The organism is Nonomuraea sp. NPDC050680 (assembly GCF_040654555.1).
In the GTDB taxonomy this organism is placed as follows: domain Bacteria; phylum Actinomycetota; class Actinomycetes; order Streptosporangiales; family Streptosporangiaceae; genus Nonomuraea.
On sequence record NZ_JBFAIF010000022.1, the window covers coordinates 63,104 to 76,095 of the forward strand.

The 12,992-nt window shown below is 70.6% G+C and carries 11 protein-coding genes; 7 read left to right on the forward strand and 4 right to left on the reverse strand.

The window, feature by feature from the left end; all coding sequences use genetic code 11:
- Window positions 1–56 precede the first annotated feature (56 nt).
- The 5 genes from AB0H88_RS43060 (at window position 57) to AB0H88_RS43080 (ending at window position 7,090) form a co-directional block, all read left to right on the forward strand.
- A complete protein-coding gene (locus AB0H88_RS43060; RefSeq protein WP_357654512.1) occupies window positions 57–1,706 on the forward strand; it encodes an FAD-dependent oxidoreductase in 1,650 nt (549 codons plus the stop codon).
- Window positions 1,703–3,139: an ATP-binding protein gene (locus tag AB0H88_RS43065; RefSeq protein ID WP_357654514.1), complete on the forward strand. Its 1,437-nt coding sequence runs from the start codon at window positions 1,703–1,705 to the stop codon at window positions 3,137–3,139. Before AB0H88_RS43060 ends, AB0H88_RS43065 begins: the two co-directional genes overlap by 4 nt.
- A 153-nt stretch (window positions 3,140–3,292) precedes the next feature.
- Window positions 3,293–4,426: a M20 family metallopeptidase gene (locus AB0H88_RS43070; protein ID WP_357654516.1), complete on the forward strand. Its 1,134-nt coding sequence runs from the start codon at window positions 3,293–3,295 to the stop codon at window positions 4,424–4,426.
- Between the two features lie 61 nt (window positions 4,427–4,487).
- Window positions 4,488–5,543: an LLM class flavin-dependent oxidoreductase gene (locus AB0H88_RS43075; protein WP_357654517.1), complete on the forward strand. Its 1,056-nt coding sequence runs from the start codon at window positions 4,488–4,490 to the stop codon at window positions 5,541–5,543.
- A gap of 17 nt (window positions 5,544–5,560) precedes the next feature.
- Window positions 5,561–7,090 carry an AMP-binding protein gene (locus tag AB0H88_RS43080; RefSeq protein WP_357654518.1) on the forward strand — a complete coding sequence of 510 codons (1,530 nt, stop codon included), beginning with the start codon at window positions 5,561–5,563 and terminating at the stop codon, window positions 7,088–7,090.
- Between the two features lie 100 nt (window positions 7,091–7,190).
- On the opposite strand, the gene AB0H88_RS43085 is transcribed toward AB0H88_RS43080, so the two are convergent.
- Window positions 7,191–7,784, reverse strand: a complete 594-nt coding sequence (locus AB0H88_RS43085; RefSeq protein WP_357654520.1) for a TetR family transcriptional regulator — start codon at window positions 7,782–7,784, stop codon at window positions 7,191–7,193.
- 106 nt (window positions 7,785–7,890) lie between these two features.
- Here AB0H88_RS43085 and AB0H88_RS43090 point away from each other — a divergent pair, with 106 nt between their 5' ends.
- Window positions 7,891–9,105: a cytochrome P450 gene (locus AB0H88_RS43090; RefSeq protein ID WP_357654521.1), complete on the forward strand. Its 1,215-nt coding sequence runs from the start codon at window positions 7,891–7,893 to the stop codon at window positions 9,103–9,105.
- Window positions 9,106–9,137: 32 nt separating this feature from the next.
- On the opposite strand, the gene AB0H88_RS43095 is transcribed toward AB0H88_RS43090, so the two are convergent.
- Window positions 9,138–10,046 (reverse strand): cyclase family protein, encoded by a 909-nt coding sequence (locus tag AB0H88_RS43095; RefSeq protein WP_357654523.1) that lies wholly within the window; start codon window positions 10,044–10,046, stop codon window positions 9,138–9,140.
- A gap of 30 nt (window positions 10,047–10,076) precedes the next feature.
- Between AB0H88_RS43095 and AB0H88_RS43100 the strand changes: the two genes are divergently transcribed.
- Window positions 10,077–11,339, forward strand: a complete 1,263-nt coding sequence (locus tag AB0H88_RS43100) for a serine hydrolase domain-containing protein (RefSeq protein ID WP_357654524.1) — start codon at window positions 10,077–10,079, stop codon at window positions 11,337–11,339.
- A gap of 95 nt (window positions 11,340–11,434) precedes the next feature.
- Here the strand turns inward: AB0H88_RS43100 and AB0H88_RS43105 are convergent, their stop codons facing one another.
- Both AB0H88_RS43105 and AB0H88_RS43110 read right to left on the reverse strand, forming a co-directional pair.
- Window positions 11,435–12,262: an SDR family NAD(P)-dependent oxidoreductase gene (locus tag AB0H88_RS43105; RefSeq protein WP_357654653.1), complete on the reverse strand. Its 828-nt coding sequence runs from the start codon at window positions 12,260–12,262 to the stop codon at window positions 11,435–11,437.
- A complete protein-coding gene (locus AB0H88_RS43110) occupies window positions 12,262–12,867 on the reverse strand; it encodes an isochorismatase family cysteine hydrolase (protein ID WP_357654526.1) in 606 nt (201 codons plus the stop codon). The genes AB0H88_RS43105 and AB0H88_RS43110 overlap by 1 nt, the downstream gene beginning before the upstream one ends.
- Window positions 12,868–12,992 lie beyond the last annotated feature (125 nt).

Here is a 12,992-nt window from a genome sequence, read left to right on the forward strand (position 1 = left end):
GACTTGGCAGAACATGGCATCCTTCCTAAAGGGACATATGTGGGGAAGGCAGAGCCATGGACAAGCCGGTCATCGTGACGGTGGACGACGACCCGGGCGTATCGCGGGCGGTCGCTCGCGACCTGAGACGCCGCTACGGCCAGCAGTACAGAATCGTCCGGGCGGAGGCCGCCGACCAGGGCATGGAGGCGGTGAAGGAGATGCGGCTGCGCGGCGACGACGTGGCCGCGATCTTGGCGGACTACCGGATGCCGCAGATGAACGGGGTGCAGTTCCTTGAGGCGGCGATGGACATGTATCCATATGCGCGCCGGGTGCTGCTGACCGCCTACGCGGACACGGACGCCGCGATCCAGGCGATCAATGTGGTGGACCTCGACCACTATCTGCTCAAGCCGTGGGATCCGCCGGAGGAGAAGTTCTATCCGGTGATCGACGGCCAGTTGGACGCCTGGCACCGTACCGAGCGCATCGAGGTGGCCGAGCTGCGCGTGGTGGGCGACCGCTGGTCGGCGCCGTCGTACAAGGTGCGGGAGTTTTTGGCCCGCAGCCACGTGCCGTACCAGTGGCTGCTGGCCGAGGACCCGGAGGGCGCGGAGCTCGTGGCGGCGGTCGGCGCGGACTGCCGGCTGCCGCTGGTGGTCACCGCCGACGGTGTGTCGATGCAGGCGCCCGACCAGGCGTCGCTCGCCTCGGCCGTGGGCCTGTCGACCACGCCGGCGACCGACTTCTACGACCTGATCGTGATCGGCGGCGGCCCGGCCGGGCTGGGCGCGGCGGTCTACGGCGCCTCCGAGGGGCTCAACACCGTGCTCATCGAGGCGCACGCCTCCGGCGGACAGGCGGGTCAGAGCTCCAGGATCGAGAACTACCTGGGCTTCCCCGACGGCGTGTCCGGCCAGCAGTTGACCGACCGGGCGCGCAGGCAGGCGCTGAAGTTCGGGGCCGAGCTGCTGAGCGCGCAGAAGGTCAGCCATCTGGAGCCGCGCGGCCAGGCCAGGGTGGTCGGGTTCAAGGAGGGCGGCGAGATCGCCGCGCACGCGGTGATCCTGGCGACCGGCGTCACCTATCGCCGCCTGGACGCGCCCGGCCTGGACGACTTCGTCGGCCGGGGCGTCTTCTACGGCGCGGCGCTGACCGAGGCGCCCTCCTGCAAGGACAGCGAGGTCTACATCGTCGGCGCGGCCAACTCTGCCGGTCAGGCGGCCGTCTACCTGTCGGGATTTGCGAGCACGGTTCATTTGTTGGTGAGAGGTGACGGTTTGGAGAAGTCCATGTCGCACTACCTCATCGAGCAGATCACCGCGATCCCGAACATCGAGGTCCACTTCCAGACGCAGATCACCAGCGCCGCCGGTGACGGGCACCTGGAACGCCTCACGCTCTCCACGAAGGGCGAGGAGTGGGTGGCCGAGACGCAGTGGCTGTTCGCGTTCATCGGTGCCGAGCCCTTCACCTCCTGGCTCGGCGACACGATCGAACGCGACGCCAAGGGGTTCGTGCTGACCGGGCCGGACCTGGTGCAGGGCGGCAAGCGGCCGCGCAACTGGACCCTGAGGCGTGAGCCGTACTTCCTGGAGACGAACGTTCCGGGAGTGCTCGCGGCGGGTGATGTGCGGGCCGAGTCGATCAAGCGGGTGGCCTCCGCCGTCGGTGAAGGCGCGATGGCAGTCGCGCTCGTGCATCGTTACCTGGAGAAGCAATGACGATCGACATCGACGAACTCCGCAAACTCTTCCTGTTCGAGCGCCTGACGGACCACCAGCTCACCAAGCTGGCCCTCAGCGGCGAGATGCGCAACTACGCCCAGGACGAGATCATCATCCAGCAGGGCGATCCGGCGGAGTGCTTCGCAGTGCTGGTCGAGGGCGAGATCCAGATGATCCAGGAGACGGTCACGGCCGGGACCGTCGCCATGCCGCGCAGCGCCCAGCCGGGTGTCTACGGCGGGGCCACCAGCGCCTATCTCGGCTCCCGGGCCCCGGAGCGCTACCAGCACAGCCTGCGGGCCACGGCGCCCTCCCGGATGTTCCTGCTGCCGGCCAGGAAGTTCGCGCACATCGTGGCCGAGTGGTTCCCGATGGCGATGCACCTGCTCGACGGCATGATGTCGGGCGGTCGCATGCAGCGGGAGGTCATCGACCGGCGCCAGCGGCTGACCGCGCTCGGCACGATCACCGCCGGGCTCACCCACGAGCTGAACAACCCGTCGGCGGCGGCCGTACGGGCGGTGAGCGAGCTGCGCAAGCTCATCAGGACCTCACGCGTGCAGCTGGCCCAGCTCGCCGAGGACGGCATACCGCCGGAGCGGCTGCGGGCCCTGATCGACATGCAGGAGCAGTGCACCGCCGCCGTCGGCAACCTGCCGCCGCGCTCGCCGATGGAGATCTCCGACGCGGAGGACGACCTGGGCGAGGCCCTGGAGGAGCTCGGCGTGGACGACGCGTGGGAGCTGGCCCCGGCACTGGTCAACGCCGGATTCAGCCGCGTCCATCTGGAGAAGGTGCACAAGAAGGTGGGCCAGGAGCACACGGGCGCCGCGCTGCACTGGCTGGCCGAGGCGGTCGAGATCTCGCAGATGCTCGGGGAGGTGACCGAGGCGACCGAGCGGATCACCTCGCTGCTCGCCTCGGCCAAGCAGTACTCCCAGATGGACCGCGCGCCGTTCCAGGTCTGCGACGTGCACGACCTGCTCGACAGTACGATCGCCATCTTCCGCGGCAAGATCCCGCCCGGCATCACCGTGGTCACCGACTACGACCGGACGCTGCCGGCGATCCCGGCCTACGCCGGCGAGCTCAACCAGGTGTGGACCAACCTCATCCACAACGCGCTCGACGCGATGGATGGGGAGGGCACGCTGACCATCCGCACCGCGCACGACGAGGACGAGGCGATCATCGAGATCGGCGACACCGGCCCCGGCGTACCGGACGCGATCAAGGACCGGATCTTCGAGCCGTTCTTCACCACGAAGTCCGTCGGTCAGGGCACCGGTCTCGGGCTGGACATCTCCTACCGGATCGTGGCCGGCCGGCACGGCGGCGAGCTCAAGGCGCGGTCGACGCCCGGCGACACGTGGTTCGAGGTACGGCTGCCGCTGCGCGAGCCCGCGGCGGCCGCTTCACCGGCCGCATGAAACCAGCCGCATGAAACCAGCCGCATGAAACCAGCCGCATGAAACCGGCCGCATAAGAGGTCTCATAGGTGCCACAGGCTTGGTCCTAAAGGCGTGGAAACTGTCACATTCGCGTCGCGTGTCAGGGTCGTGTCTCCTGGATAAGGGATTCATGTGCCCATCACACGCTGGACCAGCCAAGCACTGCCCGCGATGCTCGACGACCTCCGGACGGTCGTCGAGCTGGAGACCCACAGCTACGACAAGGCCATGCTCACCCGAGGGCTGAGCGTCGTCCGCGCCCTGGTGGAGGAGCGGCTCGGTGTGCCGGACCAGGCGGTCGTGCACGACGGCGGCCAGTACGGCGACGTCCTGGAGCTGACCTATCGCGGCACCGCCCCCGGCGCCGTACTCATGCTCTGCCACTACGACACCGTCTGGCCGACGGGGACGCTCGCGGATTGGCCGTTCACCATGGCGGACGGAAGGATCACCGGGCCGGGCGTGTTCGACATGAAGACCGGGCTCGTGCAGTCGGTCTGGGCGCTCAGGGGCCTGCGCGAGCTCGGTCTGCCGCACCCGAGCCTGACCTACCTGTTCAACGGCGACGAGGAGATCGGCAGCCTGTTCTCCCGGCGGTACATCGAGGCCGCCAGTGCGGACGCGCTGGCCAGCCTGGTCTTCGAGGCGTCGCTTGACGGCCTGCTCAAGACGGCCCGCAAGGGCGTCGGGAAGTTCGAGGTGGCGGTCAAGGGCATCGAAGCGCATGCCGGGCTCGACCCCGAATCGGGCGCGAGCGCCATCCACGCGCTGGCCGAGCTCGTCACCCAACTCGCCGGATCCGACGCGCGGGAGCTCGGGACCACCCTGAACGTCGGGCTGATCAGCGGCGGCACCGGGCGCAACGTCGCGGCGGGCCGCGCCACCTGCGGTATCGACGTCCGGGTCGCGCAGGCGCCGGAGATGGGGCGCATGAACGAGGTGCTCGCCGGCCTGCGCGCCTCCGATCCGCGCGTGACGGTCACGGTCACCGGCGGCTGGAACCGGCCGCCCATGACGCCCAACCCGCCGTCGCGCCGGCTGTTCAAGGAGGCGCGGGCGGTCGCGGCCGGGTTCGGCTGGGAGCTGGAGGAGGCGGCGGTCGGCGGGGCCAGTGACGGCAACTTCGTCTCCGCGCTGGGCCGCCCGGTGCTCGACGGGATGGGCGCGGTCGGCGCCGGCGCGCACGCGCGGCACGAGCACGTGCTGGTCGAGCACATTCCCGAGCGGACCGCCCTGACGATGGGGCTGCTCACCGCCCTCGCCTAGGAAACAGGGCCCGTGGTACTCTCCCAAGCGAGCGCTTGGTTTACCACTGAGGGGCCGCCGCATGAAGTTCTCGACCTTCCACCTCTTCCACCGGTTCGACGGGCAGAGCTTCAAGGACGTCTACGACTACCACCTGGAGCTCATCGAGCTGGCCGAGGAACTGGGGTTCGACGGGGTACGGCTGGCCGAGCACCACTTCCGCGACTACGGCGTCGCGCCGAACCTGTTCACCATGCTCGCCCACGCGGCCGCCCGCACCTCGCGCATCCGCCTGGGCACGGGCATCGTGGTGCTGCCCCTGCACAACCCGATCCACGTGGCCGAGGAGGCCGCGCTGGTGGACGTGCTCTCGGGCGGCCGGCTGGATCTCGGGATCGGGCGCGGCTACCAGAGCTTCGAGTTCGAGGGCTTCGGCATCGACCTGGCCGAGGCCCGCGACCGGTTCAACGAGGCGCTGGAGGTGATCCTGGGCCTGTGGACCCAGGAGGCGTACCAGCACGAGGGCAAGTTCTACCGGACCGGCGCCGAGGTGGCGCTGTCACCGCGCCCCCTCCAGGCGCCGCACCCGCCGATCCACGTGGCCGCCGTCTCCCCCGAGACCGTCACCATGTACGGCGAGCGCGGGCTGCCCATCCTGGCCGACCCGGCGGCGACGTTCCGCAAGGTCGTCAAGGCGGCCGAGACCTGGCAGGAGACGGCCGCCCAGGCGGGGCACGCGGGCGGGAGCGAGCTGGTGGTGGCGCGCAGCGTCTACGTGGCGCCGACGGTCGAACAGGCGCGCGAGGACCAGGCCAGGTTCGAGGCGTCGTTCGACCGCTCGCGGATCTTCAACGAGCGCAGCGCGCCGATCGACCCGAAGACGGGCAAGGCCGCGCAGGGCTTCGAGTACTACCAGGACCGCTACCTCAAGGGCGGCTCCGTGTCGGCCGACTTCCGCTGGGAGCAGCTGGAGGTGATCGGCGACCCGGCGCGGGTCATCGACCAGATCTCACTGCTGCGGGACGCCGGGTTCGCCAACCTGCTCTGCGACTTCGGCAGCACCCGGCCGATGCCGCTGGAGGAGATGAAGAAGGTCATGCGGTTCTTCGCCGCCGAGGTCATGCCCGCGTTCCACTGACGTTCCCAGGAGCTGCGATGATCCACAGCCTGTCGCTGTCCGACGTACTCGCCGAGCACGCGCGCAGCCGCCCCCAGGTGACGGCGGTGGTGGACGGGGAGGTGCGGCTCACCTACCCCGAGCTGGACGAACGGGTCAGCCGCCTCGCGGACGCCCTCGCCGGCGCGGGCGTGACGGCCGGCGAACGCGTGCTCTGGCTCGGCCAGAACTCGCACGCGGTGCTGGAGCTGCTGCTGGCGTGCTCGCGGCTGGGCGCGATCTTCTGCCCGGCCAACTGGCGGCAGTCGGCGGACGAGCTGCGCTTCGTGGTCGAGGACCTGACGCCGCGCGTGGTCGTACGGGAGCCGTCCGACGCCACGGCGGCCCTGACCGACGGCACCACCCAGGCCGACGCCACCACGGCCCTGTCCGCTGGCAACGCGCTCTGGGTGGAGGCCGGAGCCGGCTACGAGCGGCTGGTCGAGAGCGGCACCGCCAGGGACTTCCCGCCCGTCGAGGACACCGAGCCGGTGCTGGCCCTCTATACCGCCGCCTTCGACGGCCGCCCCAACGCGGCGCTCCTCAGCAGCGCGGCGCTGCTGGCCCACGGCGCGTCCCTGCTCGTGGTGCGCCAGATGGAGCCCGGCTTCACCTTCCTCAACAACGGGCCGCTCTTCCATGTCGGCACGATGATGTTCTGCCTGGCCACCCTCCAGATCGGCGGCACGAACGTCTTCACCCCCGCCTTCGACGCCGAGGAGGTGTGCCGCCTGATCGACGCCGAGCGGGTCACGCAGGCGTTCCTGTTCGGCCAGATGATCGACGCCGTGACGAAGGCGAACACCGGCGGCAAGTACGACCTGTCGTCCCTGAGATTCGTCTCGCACTCCGCGGAGTGGGACGCGATGATCACCGTGGACGACTCCCCCTGGTGCCGGTCCAAGATGGGCGGATACGGGCAGACGGAGGTCGGCGGCATGCTCACCTTTCTCGGCTTGGCCCCGGGCGCCGCCGGGTTCGCCGGCCGGCCGTCGCCGCTGGTCCAGGTCCGCATCCTGGCCCCCGACGGCACCGAGCTGCCGGCGGGCGAGGTGGGCGAGATCTGCGCCCGCGGCAAGACCCTCTTTTCCGGATATTTCGCCCGTCCCGACTTAAATGCAGCAAAGTCGGCGTACGGCTGGCATCACACCGGCGACCTCGGCCGTCGCGAGCCCGACGGCACGATCACCTTCATCGGCCCCCGGCTGCGCATGATCAAGTCCGGCGCCGAGAACGTCTACCCGGCCGAGGTCGAACGCGCGCTCAAAGCCCACCCGGCCGTCGCCGACGCCGCCGTGATCGGCGTGCCCGACGCCACCTGGCATCAGGCGGTCAAGGCGGTGGTGGCGCTCAAGGAGGGTGCGGCGGCCACGGCCGACGACCTCATCGAGCACGTCAAGAGCGCGCTCGCCTCCTACAAGAAGCCGCGCGAGGTGGCGTTCGTCGACGCCATTCCCAAGCGCGGTTTCACCCCGGACTACGACGCCCTGGACGCCGCCCACGGCGGCGGCAACTATCCGGGCACCTGACGGTTCACCGGCGCAGGAGGACCCGCGCCTGACGGTTCACCGACGAAGGAGAGCCCGCGTCTGACGGTTCACAGGCGCGGGTGGGCTCGCGCCGGACGGTTCACAGGCGCAGGCCCTCCTCCAGATGGGCGAGGGCCTTGTCGATCTCGGCGGGCCCGTCCACCTTGGAGTCCTCCTTCACCCAGTCGAACCAGACCGCGAAGATCACGCCGGCGATCGCCCCCGTGATGTTGCGGATCTCCGGATCGGACGCGTCCCGCCCCGCCCGCCTGGCCAGGATCTCCTGCATGGACCTGAGCGCTCCAGAGACGTTCGTCAGGCTCGCCGCCCACAGCTCGGGCACCGAGAACATGAGCTTTTCCCGCTCCACCCCTTCGGCGATCTCCTCGTCCGTCCGGGCCGCCGTCACCTCCCGCAGGGCGACGCGGACCGCGCTTATCGGGCTCAGATCGGCCGGAGCGGCGCTCAGGGCCTCGGCGAAGGGCGGGAGCTGGTCGTTGAACACCAGATCCTCCTTCGAGGCGAAATAGCGGAACACCGTGCTGGGCGCGACCTCCGCCGCCTCGGCGATCTGCTCGACCGTGGTCGCGGAGTAGCCCTGCTCGCGGAACAGCCGCAGCGCCTCCTTCTGGATCAGCGCCCGCGTCTTGGCCTTCTTCCGCTCGCGCAGTCCCTGGGCCGGTCGATCGCTCATGTCGTCGATTGTCGGGGTTGCGGCATAGAGCCGTCCACTCACAAGATCCCAAATTTCGCTATACAACTCTCAAATAGGAGTCTACTCTCGAAATATGCGACTTCCCATGGAGAGAACACCGGGCTGCCCCTTCGACCCGCCTCCCGCGCTGGCGAAGCTGGCGCCGATGGCGCGTCTGGACTACCCGGACGGGCACGTGGGCTGGCTCGCGACGGGCTACGAGGCCGCGCGGGCCGTGCTGAGCGACCCTCGATTCAGCTCCCGCCAGGAGCTCAAGCACAGCGCCGTACGCATGACCTCGCAGTTCGGCCAGGACCGGCCCGCGCCGCCCGGCATGTTCGCGACGACCGACCCGCCCGAGCACACCCGTTACCGCCGCCTACTCACCGGCCAGTTCACGGTCCGGAGGATGCGGCTGCTCGAACCGCGGATCGAGCAGATCACCGCCGACCACCTCGACGCCATGGCCGCGGCGGGGCCGCCCGTGGACCTGGTGCGGGCGTACGCGCTGCCGATCCCGTCCCTGGTCATCTGCGAACTGCTCGGCGTGCCGTACGAGGACCACCACTTCTTCCAGGAGCAGACCGCGCGGCTGGTCGCGATCGACGAGGAGGGCGTGCCGGAGCTGGCGGCACTCGTCAGTTACTTGGGCGAACTGGTACGACGCAAGCGAACCGAGCCGGGCGACGACCTGATCAGCGGCCTGACCGACGACCTCGACGACGAGGAACTGACGAACGTCGCGCTCATCCTGCTCGTCGCCGGCCACGAGACCACCGCGAACATGCTGGGCCTGGGCGTCTTCGCACTGCTGGAGCACCCGGAGCAGCGGGCCCTGTTCAGCGGCGAGAGCACGGGCGGGGGCACAGGCTCAGCCGCAGGCGGAGGCGGAGGCGAGGGCACGGGCGCAGGCGCGAGCGCGGTCGAGGGTGCGGTCGAGGAGCTGATGCGCTGGCTGTCGATCCTGCATGCGGGCGCGCCGACCCGGGTCGCTCTGGAGGACGTGGAGGTGGCGGGCGAGCTGGTCAGGAAGGGCGAGACGGTCGCGCTGTCACTGCCGGCGATCAACCGGGACCCAAGCCTGTTCACCGACCCGGACGAGCTGCGGCTCGACCGGGCCGAGGCGCGGCGGCACCTGGGCTTCGGGCACGGCGTGCACCAGTGCCTGGGGCAGCAGCTGGCCAGGATCGAGATGCGGATCGGCTACCGCAGGCTCTTCGAACGCTTCCCCGGCCTGCGGCTGGCCGTGCCCGCCTCCGATGTGCCGCTGAAGGAGCGCTCGGGGGTCTATGGCGTCGAGTCCCTGCCTGTCACGTGGTGATGATCGGGCCCGGAGGATGGGGTTGACCGGGCTCAGAGGATGGCCAGTGGGTTGAGCGGGCTCCCGGTCCCGCCCTCGATCCTGAGCGGGGCCGCGACGAACACGAACTCCGTACGGCCCGCCGCGCTCAGCTCCTCCAGCCAGAGCAGCTCGATCAGGTGGATGCCGTGGCGGTGGAGCAGGATGAGGTGGAGATCGTCGTCGAGCGGCTCGTCGGATAGCTGGTGGGCGTTCAGCCCGCCGATCGCGGCGTTGTCGGCGGCCACCACCGAGACGTCCCGCTCGGCCAGCCAGCGCCCCGCCTCGGCCGACAGTCCCGGCTGTCCCGACCAGTACTCCTCGCGCGAGCGCTCCCACACGGCGGGCCAGCCGGTACGGATCACCGCGACGTCACCCGCGCGCGGCACGGCGATCTCCGCCAGCAGTTCCGCCGGGATACGGAAGTCGGCGGGCAGGTGGTCGAGCCCGAGGTGGCGGGGCACGTCGAACAGGACGCCCCTGGCGACGACCCCGCCCACCTGCTCGATGCCGCACCGGGTGGCGCCGTAGGAGCGTACGCGCGCGGCGGGGTGGCCGTTGTAGAGCTCGTCGCCCGACCACATGTGGCAGAGCGCGTCCATGTGCGTGGTCGTGCCGTGGTGGGTGACGATCAGCGCGTCGTCGGCCATCCGCAGCCCCGCGCCCACCGGCCGGGCGCCGGCCGCGTAGTCACCGCCGTCGACCGACATGAAGTGCTGCGGCAGCGGGCGGCCCTTCAGATGGGGCACGGTGCCGGGCGCGGGCGAGGAGGTGGCGCCCCTGATCGGCATGGACAGGCTGAGAACTTGGCCGGTCCGCGCAGTGGCCAATCCGGCCAGTACCAAGTTGCCAGTGAGCAGGTTGAGCGTGCCCCGTTGATCCTCTGGGCCGAAACGTCCCCAATTGTTAGGCTCGGCTGCCAAGTACGTGCTCCCTTCCTGTCGGAGGTCTTGATGCACTGCGATCCCCGGTTCTCCCGCGTGCGCGAGGCGTTCGAACGCCATTTCGCCGATGGCCTCGAGCTGGGGGCCGCGTTCGCCGTCTACCTCGACGGCGAGCTGGTCGTGGACCTGTGGGACGGCGTGGCCGAGCACCGCACGGGACGGCCGTGGGAGGAGGACACCCCCGCCTTCGCCTACTCCTGCACCAAGGCGATCACCGCGACCGTGCTGCTCCAGCTGGCCGAGCGGCGACAGATCGACGTGACCGCGCCGGTGGCGGAGGTCTGGCCGGAGTTCGGGGTGCGGGCCAAGCAGCGCGTCACCGTCGAGCACCTGCTCAGTCATCAGGCGGGGCTGCCCGCGCTGGACGAGCGGGTGCCGGTGGCGGAGTTCGAGGACCAGCCCGCGATCGCGGCGCGCCTGGCCGGGCAGCGGCCGATCTGGCGGCCCGGCTCGGCGCACGGGTATCACGCCCTGACCTACGGGTTCCTCGTGGGCGAGGTCGTGCGCCGGGTGACGGGCAAGTCGGTGGGTGAGCTGGTGGCGGCGGAGATCTCCGGACCGCTCGGTCTCGATCTGTGGGTCGGGGCGCCCGACGAGGTGATCGCCAGGGCCGCCCGGCTGACGGCGGAGCCCCCGCCCGGCAGCGAGAGCGGCCGAGGCGTGCTCCCGCCAGGTAGCGAGAGCGGCCGGGGCGTGCCCGCGGCCGGGAGCGGGCCCGGCAGCGGCAGCGGCCAGGCTCGCCGCACCCCCGGTGCCCTGCCCCGCGCGCCCATCGGACCGCCGAAGGATCCGATCGCCGCGATCGCCCTGGCCGCCGCGGACCCGGACAGCCTGATGAACCGCACCATGGGCAACCCCCGCATCCAGGACCTTCAGGGCGGGGCCAACAACCCCGTGATGCTGCGGGCCGGGTGGCCCGCCGTGGGCCTCGTCACGACGGCCAGGTCCCTGGCGGCGTTCTATCGCTCGCTGCTCGGCGGCGACCTGCTGCGTCCGGAGACGCTGGCGGACGCCATCCGCCCCCGGGCATCGGGGCCCGACCAGGTCCTGCTGCTGGAGAGCGCGTTCGGGCTGGGCTTCATGCGGCCCGCCATGTCGTTCTTCGTGCCGTCCGTGACCGCGTTCGGGCACACCGGCGTGGGCGGGTCCATCGGCCTGGCCGACCCCAAGTACGGCGTGGCCGCCGGATATGTCATGAACAAGATGGCCGACGTCTTCGCCGGCAACCAGCGGGCGATCCGCCTCATGGAGGCCGTCTACCGATCCCTGTGATCGCGTCGGCCGCACCGGGGTCGTGCGTCGCGTCGTGCGTCGCGTCGTGCGTCGCGTCGTGCGTCGCGTCGTGCGTCGCGTCGTGCGTCGCGTCGTCACTGCATCGTCACGCCGCCGCTGACCGACAGCGTCTGGCCGGTGATGTAGGCGGCGCGTTCCGTACACAGGTAAGCGACCAGGCCCGCCACGTCGGCGGGCGTGCCGAGGCGGCGGAGCGGGACGGTCCTGACGATCTTGTCGACCAGCCCGGGCTCGGCCGCCGAGACGCGCCGGAGCATCGGCGTGTCGGTGGGCCCCGGGCAGACCACGTTGGCGGTGACGTGCGCCCTGGCCGCCTCGCGGGCGAGCGTCTTGGCCAGGCCGAACAGCCCCGCCTTGGTGGCCGCGTAGGCGCCCTCGCCTCCGGAGCCCGCCCTGGCGCCGTCCGACGAGATGAACACCAGCCGCCCCCACCCCCGCTCGATCATCCCCGGCAGCATCAGCTTGGTCAGCAGCATCGGGCCGCGCAGGTTGACCTGCCACATGAGATCCCAGTTCGCCGGGTCACTGGCGACGAACGGCTCGACGATCGACACCCCGGCGTTGTGCACGAGGATGTCGACCGGCCCGGCCGCGTCACAGAACCGCTCGATGGAGGAGGGCGAGGCGAGGTCAACCGCCAAGGCGGCGGCCCCCGGCAGCCTCGCGGCCACCTTCTCGGCTCCGGGCAGTCCAGCCCTCACCTTCTCCGCTCCGGACAGCCCAGCCCTCACCTTCTCCGCTCCGGACAGCCCAGCGGCCACCTTCTCGGCGCCCGGCAGGTCCACGTCGGCGACCACCACCCGGGCGCCCAGCGCGGCGAGGTCCGTGGCGATCGCCGCGCCGATCGCGCCCGCTCCCCCGGTCACGACGGCCGCGCGCCCGTCGAGCCGCATCCCCTCCATCACCGCTCGCCGCCCGCCTTCCACTCTTCGACCAGCTCGGCCGCGGTGGTGCGCGCGGCCAGGAGGGGGATCGTGTGCTTGAGTACGGCCAGCGCGTAGCCGTCCGGTACGCCCGCGACGGCGTCGGTCACCACGGTGACCCGGTAGCCGAGGTTCACCGCCTCCAAGGCCAGCCCGGGGATGCCCAGGTTGAGCGAGAGCCCGACGGCCACCACGTGCGTGACGTCCAGTGAACGCAGTGTCATGTCGAGCGAGGTCCCGGTGAACGGGGAGAACCCGTGGTGGCGCCGGCTCTCCAGATCCGCCTCGGCCAGCAGCTCGGGCAGCACCTCCACGGCGGGAGTGCCCTCCAGCATGTGGCCGGGGTCCTTGAGCAGGGCGGTGATGAACGGGCTGTTGCGGGTGTGGGAGCCGGCCCGGTCGGCGCGGAAGGCGGCGGTGCAGTGGATCACCGGGAGCCCGGCCGCCCTGGCCGCCTGGAGTACGGCGACGGTGTTGCGGACGACGCCACGCTGCTGGCACGCGACCACCAGGTCCGGAAATTTCGTTAGATCGCCGACGACGCCCCGCTGCATCTCCATGACCAGCACGGCCGTACGATCCATGCGAAGCCTCCACTTAGCCGAGCGCTTGCTTGGCTCCGAACATATCACCCGGGCCTCGGGGCCATAATCCCCTGACATCCGGCGAAATATCTGGAGTCGTGACAACCGGAACCCCAGATGAGACC